The sequence below is a fragment of the Rhodopirellula maiorica SM1 genome, assembly GCF_000346295.1.
GTDB classification, from domain to species: domain Bacteria; phylum Planctomycetota; class Planctomycetia; order Pirellulales; family Pirellulaceae; genus Novipirellula; species Novipirellula maiorica.
This window is the reverse complement of record NZ_ANOG01000463.1, coordinates 1-4,305: the sequence shown is the minus strand read 5'-3', so window position 1 is coordinate 4,305 and position 4,305 is coordinate 1. Positions and strand designations below refer to the sequence as shown.

General features: G+C 56.5%; 3 protein-coding genes. All 3 read left to right on the top strand.

Annotation, left to right across the window (positions count from 1 at the left end):
* Nucleotides 1-1,291: S1C family serine protease (locus RMSM_RS14610; RefSeq protein ID WP_144057655.1), on the top strand; the 1,291-nt coding region annotated here is incomplete at its 5' end.
* 707 nt (nucleotides 1,292-1,998) lie between these two features.
* The gene (locus tag RMSM_RS14600; RefSeq protein WP_008697454.1) at nucleotides 1,999-3,225 is read left to right on the top strand and encodes a formylglycine-generating enzyme family protein; all 1,227 of its coding nucleotides are present in this window, start codon (nucleotides 1,999-2,001) and stop codon (nucleotides 3,223-3,225) included.
* 406 nt (nucleotides 3,226-3,631) lie between these two features.
* Nucleotides 3,632-4,305 (top strand): aspartate-semialdehyde dehydrogenase (locus RMSM_RS14595; RefSeq protein WP_008697451.1); only part of this gene is annotated, 674 nt, incomplete at its 3' end.

Here is a 4,305-nt window from a genome sequence, read left to right as displayed (position 1 = left end):
GGAGACATCGACGCTGGAAATGGCGAATGTGACCGCAGAAGAAAACGAGACTGCGATTCGCAAAACCGAATTAAATACCGACGACGACACTGCTACCGACGACGACACTGCGAAACAGGTTGGCGTCAAACAGGCGGATCGCAAATCGCTGCGTCATCCCGATCCGATCCTACAAAGTTTGATGCTGTTGGCGACGATGGCATTGATGTTGGCCGCGGCGCGTTTCGCCGTCCCTCAGATTGTCGAAGAGATCCGTTATTCGTGGCACCGGGGTGCGCTGCGGGCTGAGTATGACCAAGGCAGCGAGGGGCTGAAAAATGTGTCGCTGGACACGCTGAGCGAGGCTTACCAGATGGTGACCGCTGCGGTCGGCCCAAGCGTGGTGCACATCGAAGTCAAACGTCGGCCGATCGAAGCGCTCGCGTCGGCGGCCAGTTTCCGCCGTTCGGATGCGTTGACCACGTCGGACCAAGGCAGCGGCGTGATCGTCGACAAGGAAGGCTACATCGTCACCAATCGTCATGTGATCGCCGATGGCGAGGATGTCATGGTGACGCTCAGCGATGGTCGACGCACCGCCGCAGTGGTCGTCGGGTCCGATCCGCTTACCGACCTTGCCGTCTTGAAAGTCAACTCTGACAAACTGATGCCGATCCAGTGGGGTGACAGCGACCGCTGTCGCGTGGGTTCCCCGGTGTGGGCCGTTGGTAGCCCCTTCGGACTCGATCGCACGGTCACCTTTGGCATCCTCAGCGGCAAACATCGCTTGGTCCGTGCTAGCACTCAGTATCAAGATTTCATGCAAAGCGATGTCGCGGTAAATCCCGGCAATAGCGGCGGCCCGCTTGTCGATGCCCGCGGAACATTGATCGGTATCAATACCGCGATTGTGGGCGACACCTACCAAGGGGTCAGCTTTTCGATCCCCAGCAACGTGGTCCAACAGATTTACGAGCGATTGAAGGCATCCGGCCGTGTCGAACGCGGCTGGCTGGGCGTCGGATTGGCCGACGTGGCTGACCATGAATTGATCGGGGACGACGCGCGAGTCCGCGGGGCGATGATTTCCGGGTTGGCCGACAAAGAATCGCCCGCTGCGGTGGCAGGTTTACGCCAAGGCGATCTGATCCTGCGGGTGGACAACACACTGGTCACCGACCGCGGACATTTGATGCGAATCATCGGCGATTCATTGGCCGAGACGGTCGTCAACGTGGAAATTTATCGCCAGAATAAAAAACAGATCGTCCCCGTCCGACTGGGAAGCCGACCTGATTTTGAACCGTTGTAGTGCGTGATTAACGACACATATCGGTGAACGCCACCAAAAACACTCGTTCCTAGGCTGCTGCCTTGGAACGCCCTTTCGAGGAACGCTGTGAAGCATTTCTCCCTATAAGGAAAACGCGAATTAGCTGTAGCGAAAGTCGCAGAGACTTTCGGCCACGCGAGTAAAACCGAAACTCTCTGCGAGTTTCGCTACGAAAAAATGCTTCACAGCGTTACCTTTCGACGCTCTCGCCTCGTCTTTGCTCGCTCGGCAGAGGGGAGCCCAAACGCCATCTACTTTGGTAGCGGCACGGCGTGAGCCGTCCGGTTGAGGCGAGTAAAACGTTCGGTTTAGACCGGGCGGGCCCCGCACCGCTACAAACGCCACCCGTTTAGTGCCAAAGTCGATGGCATTGGGCGGGAGCCTGCAATTCATTGGGGTCTCGGCTGGAGCCTGGGAACCAGTCGTGGCGATTGCCGAGATGTGTCTAAGTGAGGGAATTTGGGCCGCAGTGATTGCTTTAGTGGTTCCCAAATCGAGGCACCGCGTAATGGCCACCGCCCAGCCGCGCAGCAGCTACAGCAATTACGACCCGTCGGACACGTCCATTGCAGCGAATTCTCCTGCACTCCCGTGATTGCACTATTGAGTTCGATGGCTAGTATGGGCTTAGTCAAATTGTTGATAAGAAAAACCCGATGTTTTCGCCACACCCAATACACTTCTGTATGAAATATCTACCGACCAAAATCGTCAAAACAAGCTCGCTTTGCTTGGCTTTTTCGCTCACATTTTTCACGGCTGCCGCTTTGGCGGACGCTCCGGACACCGGAAAAAGCGGCTCTGTCGAGGGGATTGCCAAAGAAAAACCGAGCGAAGGCCCTTCGGTCAAAGTGGATGAGGGATACATGGTTCCCTACACGATGACGATCCCGGGTACCGATCTGACGATCGACATGGTTCCCGTTCCGGGCGGATCGTTCCTATTGGGCAGCCCCGAAGACGAAGAGGATCGTGGCGAAGCCGAAGGTCCTCAGATCAAAGTCAACGTCGATCCGATGTGGGTGGCCAAAACCGAGATCAACTGGGCTCAGTACAAAGAATTCATGTCGCTGTACAACGTGTTCAAGGAATTTGAACGCGAAGGCATTCGCCCGGTCGACGAGTCCAACATGGCTGACGCGATCACCGCACCGACTCAGCTGTACGAACCGAGTTTCACCTACGAATATGGTGAGCGTCCCGAGCAGGCCGCCGTCACGATGACCCAGTATGCGGCACAACAGTTCACCAAATGGCTCAGCCGCATCACGGGCGAACAATACCGATTGCCCACCGAAGCGGAATGGGAATACGCCGCTCGCGGTGGCAAAGCGACTGCATTCAGCTGGGGTGATTCCGCCGACGACATCGACGACTATGCGTGGTATTACGACAACGCGGACGAAGGCCAAGAAGCCGTTGGCACCAAAAAACCGAACCCGTTCGGATTGCATGACATGCACGGCAACGTGGCCGAATGGACCGTCAATCAATACACCGAAGATGGCTACGAATCGTTTGCAGAGAAAGCACCGATCAATGCGACCGAGGTCGTCCAGTGGCCAGAAACCTCGTCGCCCTGTGTCGTTCGTGGCGGCAGCTGGGAAATGGATCCCGAGGAACTTCGCAGTGCCGCTCGATTGGCGTCGGATGACATCGAATGGAAGGATTCGGATCCCAATTTTCCGAAGAGCCCTTGGTGGTTGACCGACTATCCGTCACGTGGCATCGGTTTCCGTCTGTTCCGATCCTACAAACCACTCGACAAAGAAACGATCACCAAGTTCTGGGATTCTACGTCGGGCGAAGTCCAATTGGACGTCGAATCACGAGTAATGGAAGGTCGTGGCGGATACGGGCTGGTCGATGAGAAGCTTCCCGAAGTCATCAAGGCGATGAAAGAGAATCAATAAGTCGGTCGATTCCGTGCGGTGATGGCCTGATAAGAAGCTTCCGGCGGCAGGTTGGGATAAATTCCCTCAGGTCATACCCAAAATCCCGTCGACCGATCACAATACGGCGAATCAGTTGATTTTCCGTGGATGCGGCACACGAGCCTAACGTGCTTGTGTGCTGCGGTCGTTATCGGGCAACGGTGCAATGAATCTTGCAACAGTGCGATGATTCGGGCAACGGTGCGATGAATCTCGCAACACTGCGATGATCGCCGGGGCAGGGCAGGGCGGAACCGCGTTTGGGACCACTCCATCACTCGTTCCCTTTCTCGCTCGCGATGCCTGCGGCGGCTGTGACCTACGGAATCACACGATCGATACTCCTTCCACATTTTCCTAACCTCCTACCTGAGAACTTATTTCCGTGTACGAAACACTTGCTCTCGTTGGCGCCACCGGTGCGGTTGGCCGCATTGTCCTTGAACAACTTGCCGAGCGCGAACTGCCATTCAAGCGGCTGAAACTGCTTGCGTCGGAGCGATCCGTTGGCAAGGAAGTGCGTTTCCGCGGAGAGACACTGAAAGTCGAATTGTTGGAACCTTCGGCGTTCAACCATATCGATCTAGTCATCGCCAGCACCCCCGATGAAGTCTCGGCCGAATTTGCACCGTGGGCAGTCAAGGCAGGAGCCGTCGTGGTGGACGAAAGCGGCTATTGGCGAATGGACCCCAAGGTTCCATTGATTGTCCCCGAGGTCAATCCCGAAGCGGTCGATAACCATCAAGGCATCATCGCTAGCCCGAACTGCAGCACCACACAAATGGTCGTCGCGTTGTCGCCACTGCATCGCGCTGCTCGCGTTCGCCGCGTCGTCGTCAGCACGTACCAAGCGACTAGCGGAGCGGGGTTGGCGGGCAACGAAGAACTCAACGACAGCGTCCGCAGCGCACTGGTGGGCCAAACGCATCCACCGAAAACGTTCCAGCACCCGATTGGCTTCAACCTGATCCCACAGATTGGCTCGGAGAAGCATGAAGGCTATACGAGCGAAGAGATGAAGATGGTCTACGAGACTCGCAAGATTCTCGGTGACGAGAG

Bases quoted from the DNA above. Each gene is read 5' to 3' on its own strand.
- RMSM_RS14600 (WP_008697454.1), top strand. From the start codon at position 1,999: ATGAAATATCTACCGACCAAAATCGTCAAAACAAGCTCGCTTTGCTTG.